Annotated in this window: 18 protein-coding genes; 10 read left to right on the top strand and 8 right to left on the bottom strand. The window is 70.9% G+C overall.

Annotated features, from left to right (window positions below):
* Positions 1-21: 21 nt before the first annotated feature.
* The 5 genes from CDN99_RS07860 to CDN99_RS07840 all read right to left on the bottom strand — a co-directional run bounded on the left by CDN99_RS07860 (position 22) and on the right by CDN99_RS07840 (position 7,345).
* A complete protein-coding gene (locus tag CDN99_RS07860) occupies positions 22-3,198 on the bottom strand; it encodes an efflux RND transporter permease subunit (RefSeq protein ID WP_088384281.1) in 3,177 nt (1,058 codons plus the stop codon).
* Between the two features lie 12 nt (positions 3,199-3,210).
* Entirely contained in the window at positions 3,211-4,710 is a 1,500-nt protein-coding gene (locus CDN99_RS07855; RefSeq protein WP_088384279.1) for an efflux RND transporter periplasmic adaptor subunit, read from the bottom strand.
* An 8-nt stretch (positions 4,711-4,718) separates the two neighbouring features.
* Positions 4,719-6,044, bottom strand: a complete 1,326-nt coding sequence (locus CDN99_RS07850; RefSeq protein WP_088384277.1) for a TolC family protein — start codon at positions 6,042-6,044, stop codon at positions 4,719-4,721.
* 179 nt (positions 6,045-6,223) lie between these two features.
* Positions 6,224-6,616, bottom strand: a complete 393-nt coding sequence (czcI, locus tag CDN99_RS07845; RefSeq protein WP_088384274.1) for a cation efflux protein, CzcI family — start codon at positions 6,614-6,616, stop codon at positions 6,224-6,226.
* A 282-nt stretch (positions 6,617-6,898) separates the two neighbouring features.
* On the bottom strand, positions 6,899-7,345 hold the full coding sequence (locus tag CDN99_RS07840) for a DUF4148 domain-containing protein (protein WP_088384273.1): 447 nt from the start codon (positions 7,343-7,345) through the stop codon (positions 6,899-6,901).
* Positions 7,346-7,476: 131 nt separating this feature from the next.
* Here CDN99_RS07840 and CDN99_RS07835 point away from each other — a divergent pair, with 131 nt between their 5' ends.
* Entirely contained in the window at positions 7,477-8,988 is a 1,512-nt protein-coding gene (locus CDN99_RS07835; protein WP_088384271.1) for a heavy metal sensor histidine kinase, read from the top strand.
* 138 nt (positions 8,989-9,126) lie between these two features.
* The gene (locus CDN99_RS07830; protein ID WP_088384269.1) at positions 9,127-10,458 is read left to right on the top strand and encodes a 3-oxoacyl-ACP reductase; all 1,332 of its coding nucleotides are present in this window, start codon (positions 9,127-9,129) and stop codon (positions 10,456-10,458) included.
* A gap of 127 nt (positions 10,459-10,585) precedes the next feature.
* Here the strand turns inward: CDN99_RS07830 and CDN99_RS07825 are convergent, their stop codons facing one another.
* A complete protein-coding gene (locus CDN99_RS07825) occupies positions 10,586-10,744 on the bottom strand; it encodes a DUF3309 family protein (RefSeq protein WP_088384267.1) in 159 nt (52 codons plus the stop codon).
* Between the two features lie 360 nt (positions 10,745-11,104).
* On the opposite strand from CDN99_RS07825, the gene CDN99_RS07820 reads away from it, so the two are divergent.
* The 7 genes from CDN99_RS07820 (at position 11,105) to paoC (ending at position 18,721) form a co-directional block, all read left to right on the top strand.
* Positions 11,105-11,578 carry a hypothetical protein gene (locus tag CDN99_RS07820; RefSeq protein ID WP_141100697.1) on the top strand — a complete coding sequence of 158 codons (474 nt, stop codon included), beginning with the start codon at positions 11,105-11,107 and terminating at the stop codon, positions 11,576-11,578.
* 6 nt (positions 11,579-11,584) lie between these two features.
* Positions 11,585-12,208, top strand: coding sequence for an RES family NAD+ phosphorylase (locus CDN99_RS07815; protein ID WP_088384263.1), 624 nt, complete (start codon positions 11,585-11,587; stop codon positions 12,206-12,208).
* Between the two features lie 49 nt (positions 12,209-12,257).
* On the top strand, positions 12,258-12,488 hold the full coding sequence (locus CDN99_RS07810) for a GNAT family N-acetyltransferase (RefSeq protein WP_202820238.1): 231 nt from the start codon (positions 12,258-12,260) through the stop codon (positions 12,486-12,488).
* A 79-nt stretch (positions 12,489-12,567) separates the two neighbouring features.
* Entirely contained in the window at positions 12,568-14,703 is a 2,136-nt protein-coding gene (locus tag CDN99_RS07805; RefSeq protein ID WP_088384259.1) for a sensor domain-containing diguanylate cyclase, read from the top strand.
* 66 nt (positions 14,704-14,769) lie between these two features.
* A complete protein-coding gene (gene paoA / locus CDN99_RS07800; protein WP_375134421.1) occupies positions 14,770-15,558 on the top strand; it encodes an aldehyde dehydrogenase iron-sulfur subunit PaoA in 789 nt (262 codons plus the stop codon).
* Entirely contained in the window at positions 15,555-16,514 is a 960-nt protein-coding gene (locus tag CDN99_RS07795) for an FAD binding domain-containing protein (RefSeq protein ID WP_088384257.1), read from the top strand. The genes paoA and CDN99_RS07795 overlap by 4 nt, the downstream gene beginning before the upstream one ends.
* Positions 16,511-18,721, top strand: a complete 2,211-nt coding sequence (gene paoC, locus CDN99_RS07790) for an aldehyde oxidoreductase molybdenum-binding subunit PaoC (RefSeq protein WP_088384255.1) — start codon at positions 16,511-16,513, stop codon at positions 18,719-18,721. The genes CDN99_RS07795 and paoC overlap by 4 nt, the downstream gene beginning before the upstream one ends.
* Before the next feature lie 3 nt (positions 18,722-18,724).
* Here the strand turns inward: paoC and CDN99_RS07785 are convergent, their stop codons facing one another.
* Complete coding sequence (locus CDN99_RS07785; RefSeq protein ID WP_088384253.1) at positions 18,725-21,004, bottom strand: ATP-binding protein; 2,280 nt, start codon at positions 21,002-21,004, stop codon at positions 18,725-18,727.
* A gap of 74 nt (positions 21,005-21,078) precedes the next feature.
* On the opposite strand from CDN99_RS07785, the gene CDN99_RS07780 reads away from it, so the two are divergent.
* Entirely contained in the window at positions 21,079-21,810 is a 732-nt protein-coding gene (locus CDN99_RS07780; protein ID WP_088384251.1) for a heavy metal response regulator transcription factor, read from the top strand.
* On the opposite strand, the gene CDN99_RS07775 is transcribed toward CDN99_RS07780, so the two are convergent.
* Positions 21,744-22,430 (bottom strand): hypothetical protein, encoded by a 687-nt coding sequence (locus CDN99_RS07775; protein WP_141100696.1) that lies wholly within the window; start codon positions 22,428-22,430, stop codon positions 21,744-21,746. The two genes, CDN99_RS07780 and CDN99_RS07775, sit on opposite strands and share 67 nt — an antisense overlap.
* Positions 22,431-22,452: the final 22 nt, after the last annotated feature.

Raw genomic sequence — 22,452 nt, 5'->3', positions numbered from 1 at the left:
ACCCGGCCGCCGCCCGCCCGATCATCGCGGCTCAACCATGACGGGGGTGTGAGCGTCCCGCGCCGGCACCTCGTCCTCCTCCCGCCGATAGGCCAGCCGATACAGCACCGGCAACACCAGCAGGGTCAGCGCCGTCGACGACAGGATGCCGCCGATGACCACCGTCGCGAGGGGGCGCTGCACTTCCGCGCCGGTGCCGGTCGCGATCGCCATCGGCACGAAGCCGAGCGAGGCCACCAGCGCCGTCATCAGCACCGGCCGCAGGCGCGTCAACGCGCCCTCGCGGATCGCCGCGTCCAGCGGCAGGCCCTGCTCGCGCAACTGACGGATGAACGAGATCATCACCAGCCCGTTCAGCACCGCCACGCCGCTGAGCGCGATGAAGCCGATCGCCGCGGAGATCGACAGCGGAATCCCCCGCGTCCACAGCGCCAGCACGCCGCCGGTGAGCGCGAACGGGATGCCGGTGAACACCAGCAGGCCGTCGCGGAAGTTGCCGAACATCGCGAACAGCAGGCCGAAAACCAGCAGCAACGCCACCGGCACGACGACCTTCAAGCGCTCGCTCGCCGACTGCAGGTTCTCGAACTGTCCGCCCCACCCCAGCCAGTAGCCGGCCGGCAGCGCGACCTGCGTCGCCACCGCCTGCTGCGCCTCGGCGACGAACGAGCCCAGGTCGCGACCGCGCACGTTGGCGCTGACGACGACGCGGCGCTTGCCGTCCTCGCGGCTGACCTGGTTCGGTCCCGGCGCCAGCGACAGCGTCGCGATCTCCGACAGCGGCAGGTAACGCGTCGCGCCGTCCGCGCCCTTGGGCAACGGCACCGGCAGGCGCTCCAGCGCCGTCAGGTCGCCGCGCAGCGCCTCGGGCAGGCGCACCACGATGCCGAAGCGCCGATCGCCCTCGAACAGCGTGCCCGCATGCGCGCCGCCGGTCGCGGTGGAGACCAGGTCCTGCACCTCCTGCAGATTGAGGCCGTGCCGCGCCGCCTTCTCGCGGTCGATCTGCACCGTCAGCACCGGCAAGCCGGTCGTCTGCTCGACGTTCACCTCCGCCGCGCCGGCCAGCCCGCCCAGCACCGTCGCGATGCGCGCCGCCGCGGCGTTCAGCTGGTCCATGTCGTCGCCGAAGACCTTCACCGCCACGTCCGACCGCACGCCCGAAATGAGCTCGTTGAAACGCAACTGAATCGGTTGCGAGAACTCGTAGTTCTGCCCTGGCAGCGTGGCCAGCTCGGCCTGCGCGGCGGCCAGCAGCTCAGCGCGCGTGCGGCGCGGCTCGGGCCACTGGTCCATCGGCTTGAGCATCACGTAGGCATCGGAGATGTTGGGCGGCATCGGGTCCGCCGCGATCTCGGCGGTGCCGGTGCGGGAGAAGACGCGCTCGATCTCGGGGAACTTCTCCTTCAGCCGCAGCTCCAGTTGCTGCTGCATCGCCACCGATTGCGACAGGCTGGTGCCCGGCAGCCGCAGCGCCTGCACCGCGAAGTCGCCCTCGTTCAGGCTGGGCACGAACTCGCTGCCCAGCCGCGTCGCCAGCAGGCCCGACAGCACCACCGCCACCACCGCGAAGGTCAGCACCACCGGCCGCGCGGCCATCGCGCGCGCCAGCAGCGGCTCGTAGCCGCGATGGGCCCAGGCCATCAAGCGGTTCTCCTTCTCCGCGACCTTGTCGCCGATGAACAGCGCCACCGCCGCCGGGACGAAGGTGATGGACAGGATCATCGCGCCCAGCAGGGCCATCACCACGGTGATCGCCATCGGGTGGAACATGCGGCCCTCCACGCCGGTCAGCGCGAAGATCGGCAGGTACACGATCATGATGATCAACTGCCCGAACAGCAGCGGCCGGCGCGCCTCCTGCGCCGCGGCGAAGACCTCGTGGAAGCGCTCGGCGCGCGTCAGCGGCCGGCCGCGATGCTGCTGCGCATGCGCCAGCCGGCGCACGCAGTTCTCCACGATCACCACCGCGCCGTCGACGATGATGCCGAAGTCCAGCGCCCCCAGGCTCATCAGGTTGGCGCTGACCTTCTGGCTCACCATGCCGGTGAAGGTGAACAGCATCGACAGCGGGATCACCATCGCCGTGAGCAGCGCCGCCCGCAGGTTTCCCAGGAACAGGAACAACACCGCGATCACCAGCACCGCGCCCTCGATCAGGTTGCGCTTCACGGTCGCGACCGCCTTGTCGACCAGCGTGGTGCGGTCGTAGACGGTGACGACGCGAACGCCCTTGGGCAGCGTCGTGTCGATCACCTTCATCTGGCGGTCGACCGCCTGCGCCACGCTGCGGCTGTTCTCGCCCAGCAGCATGAAGACGGTGCCCAGCACCACCTCGCGGCCGTTGTCGGTGGCCGCGCCGCTGCGCAGCTCGCGCCCGATGCCGACCTGCGCGACGTCCCTGACCCGCACCGGCACGCCGGCATCGGTGCGCAGCACGACGTTGCCGATGTCGACGGCATCACGCAGCTGGCCCGGCGCACGGATCAGGTACTGCTCGCCGCGCCGCTCGATGTAGCCGGCGCCGACGTTGGCGTTGTTGCGCTCCAGCGCCATGACGACATCCGCCAGCGTCAGCCCGTAGGACGACAGCCGGCCCGGATCAGGCGCCACCTCGTACTCCTTCGCGTGGCCGCCGATGGTGTTGACCTCGGTCACGCCGGGCACGTTGCGCAGTTGCGGCTTGACGACCCAGTCCTGGATCTCGCGCAGGTCGGTGGGCGTGTACGGCTTGCCGTCGGGCTTGAGCGCACCCTCCTCGGCCTCGATCGTCCATTGGTAGATCTCGCCCAGGCCGGTCGACACCGGCCCCATCGCCGGTGTCACGCCCGCGGGCAATTGCTCGCGCGCCGCCTGCAGCCGCTCGTTGACCAGTTGCCGCGCGAAGTGGATGTCGGTGCCGTCGCGGAAGATCACCGTGATCTGCGACAGCCCGTAGCGCGACAGGGACCGCGTCTGCTGCAGGCCCGGTAGCCCGGCCATGACGGTCTCCACCGGATAGGTGACGCGCTGCTCGGTCTCCAGCGGCGAATAGCCCGGCGCCGGCGTGTTGATCTGGACCTGGACGTTGGTGATGTCGGGCACCGCGTCGATGGGCAGCCGCTGGTAGCTGTGGATGCCGAGCGCCGCCATGGCCAGCGTGGCGATCAGCACGAGCCATCGATGCTCGATGGCGAAACGAATGATGCGTTCGAACATGCCTGTGCTCCGTCAATGCGAGTGCGTCGCCGAGCCCTTGCCGGCCTCGGACTTGATGACGAAGGCATTGCGAGCCGCATAGCGCGCGCCCGGCTTCAGCCCTTGCAGCACCTCGGTGCGGCGGCCGTCGCTGCGGCCCGTGCGCACCGGCTGGGCGACGAAGCCCTCGGCGGTGCGCACGAACACGACCGGACGGTCCTCGAAGGTCTGCACCGCGTCGGCGGCGACCGTTACCGGCGCCTGCGCCTCGCCGGTCACCAGGTCGACGTTGACGAAGAGCCCCGGCCGCCAGGCGCGCTCGGGATTGGGCAGCGCGACGCGGGCCTGCGCCGTGCGGCTCTGGCCGCCGATCAGCGGACCGACGTAGGCGATGGTGCCGGCGATGGACTGTTCGAAGGCGGTCGCCTTCACCACCGCGCGCTCGCCGACGCGCACCTTGGGCAGATCGCCGGCGGGCACGTCCACGCGCGCCCACACGGTGCGCAGGTCCGACAGCACGAAGACGCTGGCGTCCTCCTTCACCTGCTCGCCCAGCGCGATGTGCTTCTCCACCACGGTGCCGTCGAACGGCGCACGCAGCTCGTAGCGGTTCAGCGCACCGCCGCCCGGCAGCGCGCCGACCGCCTGCAGCTTCTGCCGCACGTTGGCGACGGCGATCTCCGCCTCCCGCAGGGCCTGCTCGGCGACGTCGACGTCCTGGCGCGGGGAGATCTTCTCCTCCCACAGGCGCTGCTCGCGCTCGTGCGTGGTGCGGGCCAGCTGCAGCCGCTTCTGCGCGGCGAGCAGCTCGCTGCGCTGGTCCGACACCTGCGCGCTGGCGATCACCGCCAGCAGGTCGCCCTTGCGCACCGCCTGGCCGAGCACCGCCGGCACCGCCTCCACGACGCCGGTCACGCGCGGCACCACGTGGGCCGTGCGGTCCTCGTCGAAGCCGATCTCGCCGGGCAACTGGGTGGTGGTGCGGATCAGGGCCGGACCGGCGCTGTCCAGCACGATGGCGGCAGCCTTGATCTGGGCCTCGGTCATCGCGATGGCCTCGGCGGCGCCGGCTTCCTTCTTGCCCGCGCCTTCGCCATGGCCGTGCCCGTCGTCCTTGCCTTCGCCGTGAGCGTCGCCCTTCCCTTCGGTCTGTCCTTCGCTCTTGGCCTGGCCAGATTCCTTCGCGTGGTCGTCGTGGTCGTCATGCGCGTGACCGGCGCCTTCCTTCTCGGCGTGGGTGTCCTTCCCCCCATGCGCTTCCTTGTCGGCATGCGCGTCCTTGCCCTTGTCGGCGTGAGCGTCCTCCTTGCCGTGGCCGTGCCCATCGTCCTTGCCGCCATGCTCGCCGTGCTCCCCGCCCTTGGCCGGCGATGCCGGACCGGACAGCAGGATCGCGGCACCGCCGCCGATACCGATCGCGATCAACACGGCGATCGCGATCGCCTGCTTGCGGCCCAGGCCGCCGCGTCGTTGCGGAGCGTCCTGCCGATCCTGCCGTTGTTGCGCTTGTTCTTGCTCGTTGAAATTGGTCATCGTCGTTCTCAAGGTTGCGGGCTGGCCACGGGGCGGGCGTCGTCGGCGCCGAGGCGGCGCTCCAGGTCGGCATTGGCGCGGTGGGCACGGGCCAGCGCATCCAGCAGTTGCGTGCGGGCCTGCAGCCAGGTGCGCTGCGCGTCGAGCACATCGAGGAAGCCGAACTTCCCGAGCTCGAAGCCCCGCGTCGCGGCCTGGTGCGCCTCGCGCGCGCCGGGCAACACCTCGCGCCGCAGCGCGTCGACTTCGTCGATGCGCGCTTGCAGCTCGTCGGCGGCGCGCAGCACCTCGCTGCGCAGTCGCTGCGATTCGGCCTCGGCCAATTGCTCGGCGGCCTGACGGCGCTTGAGCGCCTCGAATTGCGCGCCCTGGTTGCGATCGAACAGCGGCAGCGGCAGGGACACCCCGATCACCGCCTGATTGCGACCGATCTCCTGCGCGCGCTTGGCGCCCAGCGTGACGGTGACGTCGGGAATGCGGCGCGCGCGCTCCAGGTCGTAGGCGGCCTGGGCGCGATCGACCTCCAGCCGCGCGCGGCGCAGCGCGGGCGCGTCGGCCAGGCGGCGGGCGATGTCGGCCTCGCCCGGCAACGCCGGCAGGGACTCGGCACGGCCGTCCAGGGGCCCGATCAGCGCCTCGTCGATGCCGACCGCCGCGGCCAGCGCATGCCGGGACGCGCGGCTGTCGGCGCGCGCCTGGCGCAACTCGATGCGCGCGGCGGCCTCGGCGACGCGGGCGCGGGTCTCGTCGTTCGGCGCCAGCTTGCCGGCGGCCACGCGGCGCGCGGTCACGTCGGCGCCACCGCCGGCGATGCGGGACGACTCCTCGGCCGCCTGCACGCGCTCCTGCGCCAGCAGCGCCTCGAAGAAGGCCTGCACGGCGTCCGCGCGGATCTCGGCGCGCAGCGCGTCGAGATCGGCTTGCGCCAGATCACGCCCCCGCTGGGCCAACGCGGTGCGGGCGGCGCGCTTGCCGCCCAGCTCCAGCGGCTGGCTCAGCAGCACCGTGAGCGTGCGCGTCTCGCGGCGCGTGTCCTCCTGCTCAAGCCCGAGCGAAGGATTCGGCGGCAGCGCGGCCTGGCGCACCGCGCCGTCGTTGGCCTCGACCTCGTGGCCGGCGGCGCGCAGACGGGGATGCCCGTCGAGCGCGCGCCGGATCGCGTCGTCGAGCGTGAAGGCCGCGCGCACGGGCGCCGCGGTGGTGATGGTGGAGGGGCTGGCGGCGGTGACGGCCGGCACCGCGCCGGTCACGACACCGCTGGGCGTCGACCAGCCGGTCAGCGGAAAGACGAGAGAGAGCACCGCGCTACACAGCGGCGCCAATGGCTTGCACATCGAGCAACTCCGACGTTGAGCCCCTTCGCCTGGACGAACGGGGCGGGACAGGACAACGGGAAGGTCTCGGCGAGCGCGAGGGTGCGTCCGGACAGGACGGATGAGGGTGGGCGGAGATTCAGCTCGACAAGGAGCTTCCGCCGCTGGCTAGCCCAGGAAGGGGCTGCCGCGCTCGCCGGTCAGGCGAGGCGCCAATTGGGACGTTCGCGGCGATCGGGGCCGCGCGAGGACCAGTCCCCGGACGGAGCCGTCCGCGCGACGGGGCCGACCAGCGCCGGCAGGCGCGGCGGTGCGCTGAACACCGGCTGGGCATGTCCCAGGTGGCAGGAGCCGCAGTCGTTGTCGACGCCGGCCGGTGCCGGCTGCGCGCCGTTCTTGGCCTTGGCCACCTTGCCGGTCGCGTCGGTCGCCGACGTGTCGTCGGAGGCCTTCAGCCCGTGATGCTCGTGCTGGTGATGCCCGATGTGGCTGGCCGCCGGATCCGCTTCGTGCTGGCAATAGGTCGCCGCCACCGCCCAGCTCAGCTGGAGCGGCAGCAGGATCAGCAGGAAGACGGTGAGCCAGCGGCGCATGGGGCGCGAGTATAGGCAGACCACGATGCACTTTCGTGACGACGGGTTCGATAGTGGCGAGGGATCGCCGACGGTTTTCACGAACGCACGGCGCCGGCCCTGCGCCCATCGCGATCGCTCCACGAAAACGGGGCCCCGCCAGGGGCCCCTTGCTCGAAGCGGGATGACCGTTCGATCTCGGTCAGGTCATCCGGGTCGATCCTCCGGTCCGACCGACGGACCGGCACGGCCTCGCGCCCGTCCTCTTGGACTGACGCGGCCGATGCCGGGCGTCGGCCTCGCTCAAGGACGCGACGAACGCGCCGCCTCGAACTCCGGCGCATATCCCGATTCGCTCCACATCCGATCCAGCGTGCCGTCGGCCCGCGCCTGCTGCAGCTCGTCGATCACCTGGGCACGGGACTTGCCGCCCGCCGCTGTCGGCGCGTATTGAATCGCCGCGCTCGTGTCCGCCGCCATGGTCACCGAAACGTCGGCGTCGGCCTGATGGTTGGAGTACTGCACGTCGGCGCCCATCGCCTCGTCGAAGTCAGGGGCATAGCCCTGCTCGCTCTGGATCTTCTGCAACGAGCCGTCGGCTCGTGCCTGCGCCAGCTCGGCCACGACCTGATCGCGGGACTTCGGTCCCGAGACGACTTCTTCCTCGACCTGGGCAAAGGCCGGCAGGCTCATGGCCGCCGCCAGCGCGGTGATACCGATCGGCATCGAAAGGGTACGGAGGTAACGCATGGTGAAACTCCTTGAATTGAAAGTAGGTCCTGCACGCGAGGTCGGGAGCAAGCCGGACCGCCGCTGCGTCGGCGCACGTTTCAAACGCCTTGGGATCGACTCTAGGCGCGCGACGTCGACATGAGCCGGACATGCGGATTACGGATTTGTCATCGCTGAGGCCGACCCTCCGCGACCGGATCGGCGCGTTGCGGCGGCGGCTGGCCCGGACATCCGACGGCCTGGGTCAACGCCTGCCGTTGTGGCTCGCGACGCAGACCTTCACCGGCCTGGCGCTGATCTCGCTGGCGGTCTATCTGCTGACGGCCGCCGATCTGGAGGAGCGTCAGCGCGAAGTGCTCGACGGCAATCGCGCCCTGATCGCGCATGTGTTGAACGAGGCGGCTCGGTCGACCGCCAGCGGCGTGCCCGCCAGCGCCGATCGGTCCGAGGTGATCGAAACAACGAACGAACCCGCGCTGCGACGTCGCCTCGACGAATTCTTCGACCTGCATCGCGATGTGCGCCTGCGTCTGACGCGCCTGGACGGCGGCGTCCTCTACGACAACCTCGGTCGTGCCGACCTGAGCGCCAAGGGACTGCGGATCGAGCGATTCGAGGCCGGCGCGGGCCTCGCCCCGGCGACGCTGGTGCTCGATGCCCGTGCCGACGCGGCCTTCGTGCGGCGGCTGGGCATGACGCTGATGATCGCGTCGCTGGCCGGGGCGCTGCTGGTGTCGCTGGGTGGCTTCCTGCTGGTGCGGCTGGCGCTGCGTCCGGTGCGGCGGCTCGTCGACCAGACGCGGCGACTGGCCGCGCCGAACCTGCATCACCGCCTCGACGCCGACGGCCTGCCCGACGAACTGCTCCCCTTGGTCGACCAGTTCAACGCGCTGCTCGAACGGCTGCGGCGCTCGTATGCGCAACTGGAGGGCTTCAACGCGGACGTCGCGCACGAGCTGCGCACGCCCCTGGCGACGCTGATCACCGGCACCGAGCTGTCGATGCGTGAACCCGGCATTCCCGATGCGACGATGGACCGGCTCGGCTCCAACCTCGAAGAACTGCGGCGCATGGCGGGCATCGTCAGCGACATGCTGTTCCTGTCGCACGCCCACAGCGGCGCGCGGGCGCGGCGGCAGCCGGTGGAGAGCCTGGCGGCGCTGGCCCGCGACGTGGCCGACTATCACGAGGCGTCGATCGCCGAGGCCGGCCTCGCGCTGGGCGTCGACGGCGAGGCGGCGGGGGAGTTCGACGCCGCGCTGCTCAAGCGCGCGTTGTCCAACCTGATCGGCAATGCCACGCGTTATGGGACGCCCGGCAGCACGATCCGGGTCTGCATCGATGCCGACGGACCGGGCGTGGTCCGGCTCACGGTGGCCAACCAGGGACCGACGATCCCGCCGGACCACCTGCCGCGGCTGTTCGACCGCTTCTACCGGGGCGATCCGGCGCGCAGCCGGGTCACGGACAACCACGGCCTGGGCCTGTCGATCGTCGCCGCGATCGCGCGGATGCATGACGGCACGCCGTTCGCGCGATCGGACGCGGACCGGACACGCATCGGATTGACGCTGACCGGCGCGCGCCTGCCGGCGCCGATGCCGATGAGCCGCCCGTCGCGGGTGCGTCGACGGCAGCTTCATTTCAGGGCGCGGCACTGAGCCCTCCGTTCCACTCGTCGCTCGCGTCGTCGGCGGGCGCCGCGCCTACACTCCCCGCGCCCGCCTGCTCACCGCCCTCGCCCCCTCTTTCCCTTGGTCCTTGCCCTCGCGGCCCGGCCGTCCCAGGAACCCATCGCCATGACCGACAGCCTGCTCGCCTTCGTCCAACATCCGCTCGGCCGCCGCATCGCACGCGCGCTGGGCCTGCCGCAGCCGATGCCGCTGCGGCGTCGTCACGACGCGTGGAGCGCGCAGGAACTCGCCGGGCGGCATGTGCAGGTCATCGCGCCGGGCAGCATCGAGCCGATGCCTTCGCTGCTCGCCGCCATCGCCGCCCAAGGCGGCGCGGTCGGCGCGGACGGCGCGGTGAACTCGCTGATCGTGGACGCCACCGGTTGCCGGAACATCGCGGCGCTGCGGACGCTTTACGAGCAGACCCAGCGCGCCACCGCCCGGCTGTCCGCCAGCGGCCGCGTGCTGGTGCTGAGCGCCGCCACAACCGCCGCCACCGCCCCCGCCGAGGCCGCCTGCCTGCGGGCGGTCGAAGGATTCACGCGCGCGATGACCAAGGAACTTGGCCGGCGCGGAGCCACCGCCAATCTGCTGGTGCTGCGGGAAGGCGCGGCATCGGCCGCGTCACTGGAAGGCGCGTTGCGCTTCTTCGCGAGCGACCGATCGGCCTATGTGTCGGGCCAGGTGCTGAGCTGGCATCGGGGCAGCGATGACGCCGGGTCCGCGGCAACCCCGACCCGGACCGCATTGGTCACGGGTGCCGCCGGCGGCATCGGTGCCGCGACGGCGCGACGGCTCGCGCGCGACGGGATGCGCGTGCTGTGCGTCGACATGCCCGCCGCGCGGCCATCGCTGGACGCGTTGGCGCGGGAGATCAACGGCTCATTGCTGGCGATGGACCTGAGCGGCCCGGGCGCCGCGGACGAGTTGGTCGACGCGGTGCGCCGGCTCGGCGGCGTGGACGTGCTGGTGCACAACGCCGGCATCACACGCGACCGCACGCTGGCCCGCATGACCGCCGCGGAGTGGGACGGCGTGATGGCGGTGAACCTCGCGGCCATCCTCGCCATCGACGCCCGCCTGGACGACGCGGGCCTGCTGAACGCGGGCGCCCGCGAGATCTGCCTGTCGTCGATCAGCGGCATCGCGGGCAACGCGGGCCAGACCAACTACAGCGCATCCAAGGCGGCCTTGATCGGTTACGTGGCGGCACGCGCCGTCGCGCTTGACGCGACGGGCATCACGGTCAACGCCATCGCTCCCGGTTTCATCGAGACCGCCATGACCCGCCGCATGCCGCTGATGGTGCGCGAGGCCGGCCGGCGCCTCAACTCGCTCAAGCAAGGCGGCACGCCGGCCGACGTCGCCGAGGCGATCGCCTACTTGGCGTCGCCGCCGGCACAGCCGCTGACCGGGCAGGTGCTACGGGTCTGCGGTCAATCGCTGCTGGGCGCTTGACGTTGCACGAACGCCAACGACGGTCGCAGGGCGTGACCTGACGAGGTCGCCGTCTTGCCGTCGCTGGCACGTTCGCCAGTCCGCGCCGTTCGCGCGCTCTTTCCAGCGCCTGTTCAAGCGCGCGGCGTCAGATGTATCCCATCAGCAGCAGGATGATCAGGATCAAGACGACGAGCCCCAGGCCGCCGCTCGGGTAGTAGCCCCACGCGCGGCTGTGCGGCCACGTCGGCAACGCGCCGACGAGGAGCAGCAGCAGGATGATGAGAAGAATGGTGCCGATGGCCATGCGATATCTCCTGATGATGTGACGCGACGCGCATGCCGGATCGGCATCGCGCGAGCTGCATGGCGTCTCTTGGCAACCCCTGTGCCCGGTGCGCCCATCGGTCAGCACTCGAGTGCCCACCCGCTTCGGGGCGCCCCCATTTCCGACCCACCTCGCCCTCCTCGGCGGGAAGCGCGGCGCGCCTCGTCCAGCCAAGATGAAGGCGTTGCGATCAAGGTCCGAGCCGCGAGTCGATCGGCAGCCCACGATGTCGATGACGAGATGCTCGAACCTTGACGCAACACCCGCCGGCTGGCTTGCTTCATGGCCGCATCGGCACCAGCATTTCAGCCCTCTCGAGTTCTTGAAATGGATGTCGCCATGGATACGGTCAGCCAAACTTCCGATTCCCCCACCCCTGCCCAGTACGCATCCCTGGAGCCAGATCCCGGGTTCCGATGCTCCGATGACTTTCTTCAGCATCTGCGGGAGAACAACAAACGCTTCCGTCGCGAGCGATTCGCGGAGGGAGACATGTTCACCGTGGAGCAGGCCGCTTCGATGATCGGACAGACCGCCGAGCAAGTTCTGGAGCTGGTTCATTCCGGCCGAGCGCTTGGACTGGTGAACGAGCAAGGCGAACTTCGCTTGCCGTTCTGGCAGTTCTACGATTCGCTATGGCCGCACTTGCCCACGATCAAGGCCGATTGCGTCAGCGCAAGTGAGCCCTGGGGTCTGCTGAACTACCTGGAGTCCCCGTCCCGGGGCCTGCGGGAGAAAACACCCAGGATCGCCCTGGAACAAGGTCATCTGGACGACGTGCTGCGTGATGCGAGGTGGGGCCCTACGTTTTGAGGGTCCATGCAGTTCTGCAATTTCAACTATCTGCCAACGTTGGAGCTCCGGGCCGGAGAAGTCCTGTTTCGAGTGCAGCGCATCGCGCCGACTCCCCAGACGCCCCGGCTCGGCCCCGTCAAGTTGCAGCAGCCCGGCGGCATGACGGGTCGCCTCGACCTGTCGGACCGCCCCACGGTGTACTTCGCCAGACACCCACAGACCGCGCTCTACGAGACCCATTTCCGTCGCAACGTCCACACGGTCGACCCAGTGGCATTAAAAGGCTGCGAGCTCATTGCCGTGAAGACCACGCTACGCATGAAGCTGGTGGACCTGCGGCCGCACGTGTCGGATCGCCCAGGGCTGCATTCCGTCCGCATTCGTGCGACGCAGTGTCTGGCCACGGATCTGTGCGAGCGTGGGTTCGATGGCCTTGTCTATCGCTCCGCGCAGCATGCCGACCATGACTGCGTGCTCTTGTTCGACCCTTCCGCCGAGTCGTTCAGCGCATTGTGGAAGTCACCATTGATCGCAGCCGACGGCCGCGTCAATTCCTGGATTCAGGTGGCCCTTCACGGCGCGATGCTGGATGTCGCATGGACATCAAGTGACGGAGCGGAGAGCGGCCAAGGATGTTCTCCCGCGTGATCGCCACGGCTCCGCGATCGGAGCCGTTCGGCGCAATGCACCGATGCCCATGCCGGTGTTCGTGCTGGGACGCCTGGCCGTTCATGAGGCGTGGACAGGAATGGGCATCGGCGCTGGCCTGCTGCGAGACGCCATCCTGCGCACGCGGCATGCGGCCCGGATCGCGGGAGGCCGCGCGCTGCTGTGCCATGCCATTGACGAGCGCGCCAGAAGGTTCTATCTGCACCACGGATTCAAGCCGTCCCCCTCCGAACCCTGGACGCTGATGCTGCCGCTCTAGGCTGGGCGTAGAGCGTCGGCCGTCACTCGCCCCACCCCGACCAAGACGGTTAGGATGCCCGCTTCGCCCGCGCGCGCCCATGCAACGACTGTCCGTTCCCCCTCATCGCTCGTTGACCCGCCTCGCCATCTGGCTGGTGGCGGGCAACCTCATCGTGGCCGCGGCGATCGTCGCCGCGACCTTGCTGGCGCTGCACAACAGCCGCGAGGCCGACAAGAGCCTCGCCCGCGAAACCACCGAGAACCTGGCCAGCAGCCTCAGCATCGAGATCGGCGCCGAGCTCAGGCAGGTGGACAACGCGCTGGCCACGCTGGCGCTGCAGCACCGCCGCGCCGGCACCGACCTGCCCGTCCCGGCCGAGTTCAGCCGCGCCATGGAACGCGCCATCGCCGACCAGCGCAGCCTGCTGCCGCAGGTCGACGCGATCCGGATCACCGACAGCCGCGGTCAGGTGCTGTTCGGGCTCGCGTCCGAGGACGGCGCGCTCAACGTGGCCGACCGGGATTACTTCCAGCACGCCCGCGACGGTGACGGGCTGGTGATCTCGGAGCCGCTGTTCGGACGTGTCTTCCGCAAATGGGGCATCGTCATCGCCCGGCGGCTGGAGACCGACAGCGGCGCCTTCGCCGGCATCGTCTACACCAACCTGTCCACCGACCATTTCATCGAGACCTTCAAGGGCCTGACCATCGGCGCCGAGGGCGCCATCTCGCTGCGTACCCAGAGCCGGCGCCTGGTGGCGCGCTACTCGGCGGCGGAGCCGCATTCGATCCGCGGCGTCGGCGACGTGGTCGTGTCCGAGGACCTGATCCGCCAGATGGCGATCGATCCGCGCCAGGGCTGGTACATGACCAGGACCCGGCTGGACAACATCGAGCGCATCACCTGCTATCGGCAGGTGCGCGGCTATCCGCTGACGATCTTCACCGGCGCGAGCACCGCCGACTTCCTGGCCGGCTGGCGCGAGGAGGCGATCCAGCAGAGCCTGCTGGCCGCGATGGTGATCCTGACGGTGATCGGCTGCTCGATGCTGGTGTTCCAGCGCCAGCGCCGCGAGCGGCGCGCCGACGAGGGCCTGACGCAACTGGCGCTGGAGCAGAACCTGATGCTGGACAACGACATGGTCGGCATGATGCGGCTGCGCGACCGGCACGTGGTCTGGAAGAACCGCGCGCTGGAATCGGTCTTCGGCTACGCGCCCGGCGAGCTGATGGGCCAGCCCACCCGGCGGCTGTACATGGACGATGCGTCCCACGCCCTCGTCGGCGACCAGGCCTATGCCGCCATTGCCGCCGGCCGCCGCTACCGCACCCAGTTGCGGATGCAACGCAAGGACGGCACGCCGGTGTGGATCGACCTCAGCGGCGCGTCGGTGTCGGAGCGCGAGTCGCTCTGGATGACGATCGACATCACCGCGATCAAGGAGAGCGAGGCCACCGCACGGCATCTCGCGGTGCACGACGCCTTGACCGGATTGCCCAACCGGGTGCGCTTCACCGAACGGCTGGCCGGCGCGCTGGCGCTGCTGGACGATCGCTTCGGGCTGGTGGCCGTCTGTCATGTCGACCTGGACGGCTTCAAGGACATCAACGACCGCTTCGGCCACGAAGCAGGCGACGTGGTGCTGCGCGTGATCGCGCAGCGGCTGCTGGCCGGCGTGCGCAGCCACGACCTGGTGGCACGGCTGGGCGGCGACGAGTTCGCCGTGTTGCTGACATCGCTGCGCACCGAAGCCGAGGCGGAGCCCGCCTTGCAGCGCATGCTGGCGGCGCTGCGCGAGCCGATCCTGCTGCCCGACGGCGACGAGACCTCGATCGGCGCCAGCATCGGCATCGCGTTTGCCCCGCATCACGGCCGCCAGGCCGAATCGCTGATGCGATTGGCCGACACGGCGATGTACCACGCCAAACGCGCCGGCAAACACCGGTTCGTGTCCGCCAGCCACCTGTCGAGCGCCGCCATGTCCGCCTCCGTGCCCGATCCCGACGAAGCTCCGGTGTCCGCCCCGCCGGGTGTTCCCGACAGCCCGTCGCCGGCGGTGCCGGTGCCGGGCCCCTCGGCGCCCGCGCCCGCCGCGCCGCGCCCGCCAGACCCGGGCACGCCCCACGTGCCCGACCACTCGTTCGATGAGTCCGTGGCCGGCGAGGAAGACCCCGGCGCCACGCTGGACGGCGAGGACAGCAGCCGCCTGCCCCCATCGCGCAAACCGGCCTGAAGCGATGGGCACGGGGATTGCCGGGCTGGCGGGTTGCCGTCCCCCGCCAGCCAGGAGTGCCCCCGCATGGATCTCGACACGGACCTCCCCGACGCGGCCTTCGCCGCGTCCCGCCCTGACCTCCTCCCCCACCCTCCGGGCATGCCCGCGGCGCGTGACGAGACCGACCACCAGTCGTCCGGGTGCGCCCTCTCGCGACGCGGCCTGCTGATGGCCGGCGCGGGCGCCACCGCGGTCACGGCGGCGGGCACCGCGCCGGGCGTCGCCGCGCAAGTGCCGTCGCCGCCCGCGCCGCCCCCTCAGGAGAACCTCGTGGCCACCACCCGCGTCACGCTCAGCGTCAACGGCCAGCCGCATTCGCTGGTGCTGGACAACCGCACCTCGCTGCTCGACCTGCTGCGCGAGCACCTGCAGCTGACCGGCACCAAGAAGGGCTGCGATCACGGCCAGTGCGGCGCCTGCACCGTCCACCTGGACGGCCGCCGCGTCAACGCCTGCCTGACCCTGGCAGTCATGCACGAGGGCGCGAGGATCACCACGATCGAGGGCCTGGGCACGCCCGAGAAGATGCATCCGATGCAGTCCGCGTTCGTGCGCCACGACGGCTATCAATGCGGCTACTGCACGCCGGGGCAGATCTGCTCGGCGGTGGCGGTGCTCGACGAGATCAAGGCCGGCGTGCCCAGCCATGTCACCGGCGACCTGACGGCGCGCCCGCTGCTGTCGATCGACGAGTTGCGCGAGCGCATGAGCGGCAACCTCTGCCGCTGCGGCGCCTACTCCAACATCATCGACGCGATGGCCGACGTGGCCGGCCTCGCCGTGCCGGGCAACGGCGATCGGAGGCCCGCATGAAGCCCTTCACCTTCGAGCGCGCCGCGACACCGGCCGCCGCCGCCGCGGCCGCCTCGCGCCAGCCCGGCGCCCGCTTCATCGCCGGCGGCACCAACCTGCTCGATCTGATGAAGCTGCAGATCGAGACCCCGACCCACCTCATCGACGTCAACGGCCTGGGGCTGGACCGCGTCGAGCCGACGACCGATGGCGGCCTGCGCATCGGCGCGCTGGTGCGCAACACCGACCTGGCCGCCGACACGCGCGTGCGCCGCGACTACGGCGTGCTGTCGCGCGCGCTGCTCGCCGGGGCGTCCGGCCAGTTGCGCAACCGCGCCACCACCGCCGGCAATCTGCTGCAGCGCACGCGCTGCCCCTACTTCTACGACACCGAGCAACCCTGCAACAAGCGCAAGCCCGGCAGCGGCTGCGGCGCGCTGGGCGGCGGCATGAGCCGGCCGCTGGGCATCGTCGGCGTCAGCGAGGACTGCATCGCCACCCACCCCAGCGACATGGCCGTGGCGATGCGCGTGCTGGACGCCACCGTCGAGACGGTGCGCGCCGACGGCCGGGCGCGCCGCATCCCGATCGCCGACTTCCATCGCCTGCCGGGCAACACCCCTCACCTGGAGACCGCGCTGGAGACGGGGGAACTGATCACCGCCGTCACGCTGCCGCGCCCGGCCGGCGGGGTGCACCTCTATCAGAAGGTGCGGGACCGGGCGTCCTACGCCTTCGCGCTGGTGTCGGTGGCCGCCGTGATCCAGCGCGACGGCAGCGGCCGTTTCGCCGTCGGCGGCATCGCACCCAGGCCGTGGCGCGTCGAGGCCGCCGAGCAGCGCCTTCGGGAGGGCGCCCGACCCGCGGCGTCGACGCTGCTGGCCGGCGCGCGCCCGACCGCGGACAACGCCTTCAAGCTGCCGCTGGTGGAACGCACCCTCGGCGCCGTGCTGGCCCAAGCAAGGACGCAAGCATGAAGTTCGACACCCCCGCCACCACCAATCCGATCGACCAACTGCGCATCGTCGGCAAGCCGACCGACCGCATCGACGGCCCGCGCAAGACGACCGGCACCGCGCCCTACGCCTACGAGCGCCACGACGTGGCCAGGAACCCGGCCTATGGCTACGTCGTCGGCGCCGGCATCGCCAAGGGGCGCATCACTGCCCTGGACACGGCCGCCGCCGAAGCGGCGCCGGGCGTGCTGGCCGTCGTCACGGCGGCCAATGCCGGCAAGCTCGGCCACGGCAAGTTCAACACCGCCAGGCTGCTCGGCGGCCCGGAGATCCAGCATTACCACCAGGCCGTCGCCCTGGTCGTGGCGGAGGGCTTCGAGCAGGCCCGCGCCGCCGCGGCGCTGATCCGCGTCGACTACGCCGCGGCCCCCGGCGCCTTCAGCCTGGCCAAGGCCAGGGAAGGTGCCAGGCCGCCCAAGGCGGATGGCGGCGGCTCGCCGTCGGCGACCCACGTGGGCGACTTCGACGGGGCCTTCGCGCAAGCCGCCGTCAAGATCGACGCCACCTACACCACGCCCGACCAGGCGCACGCGATGATGGAGCCGCACGCCACGCTCGCCGTCTGGGAAGGCGACCGGCTCACGGTCTGGACCGCCAACCAGATGATCGACTGGGGCCGCGGCGACCTGGCCAGGACGCTGGGCCTGCCCCGGGACAAGGTCCGGCTGATCTCGCCCTTCATTGGCGGCGGCTTCGGCGGCAAGCTGTTCCTGCGGGCGGACGTGCTGATGGCCGCGCTCGGCGCGAAGGCGGTGGGACGTCCGGTCAAGGTCGCCCTGCAGCGCCCGCTGATGTTCAACAACACGACGCACCGCCCGGCCACCATCCAGCGCCTGCGCATCGCGGCCGGCCAGGACGGCCGGATCACCGCCATCGGCCACGAGAGCTGGTCGGGTGACCTGGAAGGCGGTGGCCCGGAAACCGCCGTCGCGCAGACCCGGCTGCTGTACGCCGGCGCGAACCGGATGACGGCGATGAAGCTCGCGGTGCTGGACCTGCCGGAGGGCAACGCCATGCGCGCGCCCGGCGAGGCGCCCGGCCTGATGGCGCTGGAGATCGCCATCGACGAGATCGCCGAGAAGGTCGGCATGGACCCGGTGCAGTTCCGCATCGTCAACGACACGCAGGTCGACCCGGAAAAGCCGGAGCGGCCGTTCTCGCAACGCCGCCTGTCCGAGTGCCTGCGCACCGGCGCGGAGCGCTTCGGCTGGAGCCGCCGCGCCGCGCCCGGCCAGCGTCGCGAGGGTCGCTGGCTGATCGGCCTGGGCGTGGCGGCGGCCTTTCGCAACAACCTGGTGATGAAGTCCGGCGCGCGCGTGCGCCTGGATGGCCGCGGCATCGTGACCGTCGAGACCGACATGACCGACATCGGCACCGGCAGCTACACCATCCTGGCGCAGACCGCGGCCGAGATGATGGGCGTGGGCCTCGACAAGGTGGTGGTGCGGCTGGGCGATTCGTCGCTGCCGGTGTCCGCCGGGTCCGGCGGCCAGTGGGGCGCCAACAGCTCGACGGCGGGCGTCTATGCCGCGTGCATGCAGTTGCGCGCGCTGGTCGCGAAGCAGGCGGGGCTGGATCCCGAGAACGCCGTCTTCGCCGACGGACAGGTGCGCGGCGGGGGCTCCGGCGGGATCTCTCTGGCCGAGGCCGCCGGCAAGGAAGGCCTGGTGGCCGAGGACCACATGACGTACGGCGACCTCGACAAGAAGTACCAGCAGTCCACCTTCGGCGGTCACTTCTGCGAGGTGGCGGTGGACGCCTATACGGGCGAGGTCCGCGTGCGGCGCATGCTGGCCGTCTGCGCGGCCGGGCGCATCCTCAACCCGAAGGCCGCGCGCAGCCAGGTGATCGGGGCGATGACGATGGGCGTGGGCGCGGCGCTGATGGAGGCGCTGCACGTCGACGAGCGCCGCGGCTTCTTCGTCAACCACGACCTGGCCGGCTACGAGGTCCCGGTGCACGCGGACATCCCGCACCAGGAAGTGATCTTCCTGGACGAGACCGATCCGATCTCGTCGCCGATGAAGGCCAAGGGCGTCGGGGAACTGGGCATCTGCGGCGTCGGCGCGGCGGTGGCCAACGCCATCCACAACGCCACCGGCATCCGTGTCCGCGACTACCCGATCACGCTGGACAAGCTGCTCAAGGACCTGCCCCGGATGGCGTGAGCGTCACGACGCGCCGCGCGTCGGATTCATCGCCTCCGCCAGCACGGCCGCCAGCGCGTCCACGTCGTAGGGCTTGGCCACCAGCGGCACGTCCGGCGCCTCCTCGATGCGCACCGGGTGGCCGCTGGCCAGCACCACCGGCAGCGTCGGCTTGAGCACCTTCAGCGTCCGCGCGAGATCCACGCCGCTGCGCGCGCCGGGCATCACGATGTCCGACAGCACCACGTCCGCCGCCAGCCCGCCGCGCAGCAGGTCCAGCGCGTGGTCGGCCGTCGGCGCGGTCTGGACGCGGAAGCCGTGATCCTCCAGCGCCTGCGCGGTGAGCTCGCGCACCGACGGCTCGTCCTCCACGAGCAGCACGCTGCCCGAGTAACGCGCCGCCGCGGCGCCCAGGCCCGGGCCCGAGAGCGCCGTCGCGGCGCCGGTCGCGTCCTCCACGCGCCCGTGGGAGCGCGGCAGCCACAGCGTCACTTCGGATCCCAGCCCGATCTTGCTGACGATCACCGCGGTGCCGCCCGCGGACTTCGCCAGCGCATAGACCTGGGACAGCCCGAGGCCGGTGCCCTGCCCCACCGGCTTGGTGGTGAAGAACGGCTCGAAGGCGCGCTCCACCTGCTCCTGCGTCATGCCGTCGCCGCTGTCCAGCACCGCGACCGCCACGTAGTCGCCGGGCATCAGGTCCGGCACCGGCGTCGACGGGTCGCCGGCCGTCACCGCCCGGTTGCGCGCCGAGACCGTGAGCGTGCCGCGCCCGTGCATCGCATCGCGCGCGTTCAGCGCCAGGTTGAGCACGGCGAGCTCCAGTTGGACCGGATCGGTGCGCACGCACCAGAGCCCCTCGTCCATGTCCAGCCGCACCGTCACCGCGCCGCCGACCGCGCCGCCCACCAGGTCCATCAGTTCCGGCAGCTCGCGGCGCAGGTCGATGACCGATTCATGCCCGACCTGCTGGCGGCCGAAGGCCAGCAACTGGCGCGTCAACTGCGACGCCTTGGTCGTGGCGCGCTGGCAGGCATCCAGCGCCGCGTTGCCGCGCGGGTCCTGGCTCAGCCGGCGGGCCAACTGCAGGCCGGTCGTCATCGTCTGCAGCAGGTTGTTGAAGTCGTGGGCGATGCCGCCGGTCAGGCGCCCCAGCGCTTCCAGCTTCTGGCTGTGCAGGGCCGCCTGCTGCGCGCTGCGCGTCTGCGCCACGGCGGCGTCGATCTGCTCGCGCAGGCGCTGCTCGCTGCCGGCGCGCTCGCGGCTGGCGGTGGACAGCGCGCGCTGCACGGTATCGATCTCCTCGATGCCGGTGCGCAGCTCCTCGACCGTGCCGCCGCCGCCCATGCGGATCGCATCCTTGCGCAGGCGCCGCAGCGGGTCGGCGATCGAGTGGCTCATCCGCCGCGCCAGCAGCAGCGCCAGCACGATGAAGACCAGCGACAGGCACAGCGTCATCGCGAAGGCCGCCCACGCGCTCTTGGCCAACTCGGCCTGGCTCAGCCCGATCAGCACCACCCAGCCCGAATCCGGCGCGCGGCTGAAGACGGTGAACACCGGCACGCCGTCCAGCGTGCGCGCCTCCACGACGCCGTTGTCGCCCTTCTGGAGCGCCGTCAGCAGGTTGCCGCTGGCACGCTGGCCGACGCGGCGCTCCGGCTCCAGCGTGCGCGCCACGACGTAGCCTTCCCGGTCCAGCACCACGCCCAGCCAGCCGTCGGGCAGCGGCTGCTGGCGGAAGATCTGCTGCATGTCGGCGACGGGGCTGCCATAGCCCAGGAACATCGGCTCGCCCATCACCGTCACCGGCACGCGCACCGCGAAGCTGGGCGCGCGGTCGACCGGCCCGAAGTACAGGTTGGACACGATCAGGCGCCGCGAGGTGTCGACGCCGTTCTTGAAGGCGGTCGCGGACGGCAGTGGCCGGCCCCACGGGATGCGCGTGTTGATCAGGTGACGCCCGTCGGCGGCGCTCAGCACGATCGTGTTGGGCCCGGTGCCGACCAGGCGCGAGGCCTCGCGGTGGAACTGCTCCAGCCGCCCCTCGGCCAGGCTGGGGGACACGCTCAGCGCCTGCAGCAGCGCGGTGCGCACGGCCATCTCGCGATCGGCGACCAGGCTCAGCGCCTCGGCCGTCTCGGTGGCCGCGGCGATGGCGGCGCGGCGCTCGGTGTGGAAGACGGCGATGCCGGCGATCATCGACAGCAGCAGCGTCGGTAGCACCATCAGCCAGACCATGGCGCGCAGCTTGCCGCTGACGGACCCCGCGCGCGGCGTGGCGGGGGTCAGGGTCGGGTCGGACATGGTGCGGCGATTCTAGGCGCGCGACTTGCCGCCCTCGTGACGTCCCGATCGCTCACTCCCGGGGGAAGGAACGGATGAAACTGCTGGTCATCGAGGACGAAGGCAAGCTCGCCGGGTATCTGCGCAACGGCCTGACGCAGGAGGGCTTCGTCGTCGACGTCGCGAGCGACGGCGTCGACGGCCTGCATCGCGCGTCCGAGGGTCTGTACGACCTGGTGCTGCTGGACGGCATGCTGCCCGGCATCGACGGCATGGCCGTGCTGGCCGCGCTGCGCCAGCAGGAGCACACCCGCCAGTTGCCCGTCCTGATGCTGACCGCGCGCGGCGAGGTCGAGGACCGCGTGCGCGGCCTGCAGGGCGGCGCCGACGACTATCTGGTCAAGCCGTTCGCGTTCTCTGAACTGGTCGCCCGCGTCCATGGCCTGCTGCGCCGGGCCACCGGCACGCCGGTCGCGGAGGCGACGCTGCTCAAGCTCGGCGACCTCGAGGTCGACCTGCTGCGCCGCAAGGCCCAGCGCGCCGGCCAGCGGCTGGAGCTCACGGCCAAGGAATTCGGCCTGCTCGTGCTGCTGCTGCGCCGTCAGGGTCAGGTCTTGTCCCGCACCGAGCTGGCCGAGCAGGTCTGGGACATGAACTTCGACAGCGAGACCAACGTCGTCGAGGTCGCCGTGCGGCGGCTGCGCACCAAGCTCGACGTGCCCTTCGACACGCCGCTGCTGCACACGGTACGGGGGATGGGCTATGTGCTGGAGGTGCGGCCCGATGGCGGATCCGGCACGTCGCTGCTGGCGACCGTGACGAGATGACCGCGCGAGTTGACCTGGACAACGCGAAACCGGCTCGATTCGAAATGACACGCGCCGACGCTGGCGCCAAAGTCGAGGCGCACCGATTGCGCCGCTCCGGGCGGCGCGCCTGCCGGCAAACGCATGACCAGACACTCCACCCGGCTGCCTGGCCCGATCGACAAGCCCAGTTCATCGCTATCCAGGGTGCCATGAATCGTCGCGGAGGTGAGCCTCAGGTCCAGGCCTCTCGCGAGCACGTTCCCTGAGATCCGGGAGCCCTCCAGGTCGAGGCGTCCTCGGTCGCATTGCACGCTTCCCGCGACGACACAGTGCACCAGTCGGGCGTGGGTCGACTCGGTCCGAATCGCGCTGGGCTGGGCCCCGCCGCTGAAGGTGCAGCCGAACAGTTCGAGATCAGCGTTCTTCACGGCGAGGCATCGAGTGAACGAACTGTCGACGAAACAGTGGGGTCCCCGACCCGTCACGAACACGTTTCCCGGGAACGTCTCGCGGTTGGCATGGTAGGGGGCGCGGATGAGGCGGTCGTCGAGACCGAGCGCATCGAGCATCGCGTTCGACACGCCGGAGAAACGTTCCGGCGTCCATGCCGGGGCGCCGGATGATGAGTTCGGAAGCATGGCCTTGCTCCTGTCGGGGAAA

The organism is Roseateles aquatilis, assembly GCF_002205645.1.
Classification (GTDB): Bacteria; Pseudomonadota; Gammaproteobacteria; order Burkholderiales; family Burkholderiaceae_C; genus Roseateles; species Roseateles aquatilis.
The sequence above is the reverse complement of the archived record's forward strand: the minus strand, read 5'-3'. Positions and strand labels throughout refer to the sequence as shown.

Excerpts from the sequence above, each read along its gene's own strand:
- CDN99_RS07855 (WP_088384279.1), bottom strand. The coding sequence starts at position 4,710 with ATGACCAATTTCAACGAGCAAGAACAAGCGCAACAACGGCAGGATCGG.
- czcI (WP_088384274.1), bottom strand. The coding sequence starts at position 6,616 with ATGCGCCGCTGGCTCACCGTCTTCCTGCTGATCCTGCTGCCGCTCCAG.
- CDN99_RS07835 (WP_088384271.1), top strand. The coding sequence starts at position 7,477 with ATGCGGATTACGGATTTGTCATCGCTGAGGCCGACCCTCCGCGACCGG.
- CDN99_RS07840 (WP_088384273.1), bottom strand. The coding sequence starts at position 7,345 with ATGCGTTACCTCCGTACCCTTTCGATGCCGATCGGTATCACCGCGCTG.
- paoC (WP_088384255.1), top strand. The coding sequence starts at position 16,511 with ATGAAGTTCGACACCCCCGCCACCACCAATCCGATCGACCAACTGCGC.
- CDN99_RS07830 (WP_088384269.1), top strand. The coding sequence starts at position 9,127 with ATGACCGACAGCCTGCTCGCCTTCGTCCAACATCCGCTCGGCCGCCGC.
- CDN99_RS07860 (WP_088384281.1), bottom strand. The coding sequence starts at position 3,198 with ATGTTCGAACGCATCATTCGTTTCGCCATCGAGCATCGATGGCTCGTG.
- CDN99_RS07815 (WP_088384263.1), top strand. The coding sequence starts at position 11,585 with ATGCAGTTCTGCAATTTCAACTATCTGCCAACGTTGGAGCTCCGGGCC.
- CDN99_RS07820 (WP_141100697.1), top strand. The coding sequence starts at position 11,105 with ATGGATACGGTCAGCCAAACTTCCGATTCCCCCACCCCTGCCCAGTAC.
- CDN99_RS07795 (WP_088384257.1), top strand. The coding sequence starts at position 15,555 with ATGAAGCCCTTCACCTTCGAGCGCGCCGCGACACCGGCCGCCGCCGCC.
- CDN99_RS07805 (WP_088384259.1), top strand. The coding sequence starts at position 12,568 with ATGCAACGACTGTCCGTTCCCCCTCATCGCTCGTTGACCCGCCTCGCC.
- CDN99_RS07825 (WP_088384267.1), bottom strand. The coding sequence starts at position 10,744 with ATGGCCATCGGCACCATTCTTCTCATCATCCTGCTGCTGCTCCTCGTC.
- CDN99_RS07775 (WP_141100696.1), bottom strand. The coding sequence starts at position 22,430 with ATGCTTCCGAACTCATCATCCGGCGCCCCGGCATGGACGCCGGAACGT.
- CDN99_RS07810 (WP_202820238.1), top strand. The coding sequence starts at position 12,258 with ATGCCGGTGTTCGTGCTGGGACGCCTGGCCGTTCATGAGGCGTGGACA.
- CDN99_RS07785 (WP_088384253.1), bottom strand. The coding sequence starts at position 21,004 with ATGTCCGACCCGACCCTGACCCCCGCCACGCCGCGCGCGGGGTCCGTC.
- paoA (WP_375134421.1), top strand. The coding sequence starts at position 14,770 with ATGGATCTCGACACGGACCTCCCCGACGCGGCCTTCGCCGCGTCCCGC.
- CDN99_RS07780 (WP_088384251.1), top strand. The coding sequence starts at position 21,079 with ATGAAACTGCTGGTCATCGAGGACGAAGGCAAGCTCGCCGGGTATCTG.
- CDN99_RS07850 (WP_088384277.1), bottom strand. The coding sequence starts at position 6,044 with ATGTGCAAGCCATTGGCGCCGCTGTGTAGCGCGGTGCTCTCTCTCGTC.